Origin of the sequence: Vogesella mureinivorans (genome assembly GCF_007644035.1) — a bacterium.
GTDB classification, from domain to species: Bacteria; Pseudomonadota; Gammaproteobacteria; order Burkholderiales; family Chromobacteriaceae; genus Vogesella; species Vogesella mureinivorans.
On the sequence record NZ_VMTV02000179.1, the window covers coordinates 1 to 275 of the forward strand.

Consider the following 275-nt stretch of genomic DNA (forward strand, 5'->3'; position numbering starts at 1 on the left):
TCGCAATTGTACTCTGAAAACCCCGCCAGGACCGGAAGGTAGCAACGGTATCAGAACTATGATGTGCCGAAATTTTGCTAGTAGGGTTGCCACCAGATTTTCTAAATCTAATAATTATTCAAAATATAAATTTTTTGTCTATTACACAATCGCTAGGTACTTTATCTTTAACTCATTTTAGATATTTATTATCCATCCTCATTTTCTTTTCTAGAAATCGCTTTCATAATCGCGTCTATTTCAAAGCCACGATATTGTAAGAAACGAATTTGAGA

General features: G+C 34.2%; 1 other RNA gene. It reads left to right on the forward strand.

The annotated features are described in order from the left end of the window. An RNA gene (gene ffs, locus FLQ44_RS07675) (signal recognition particle sRNA small type) lies at positions 1-86 on the forward strand; the annotation flags it as partial. Between the last annotated feature and the right edge of the window lie 189 nt (positions 87-275).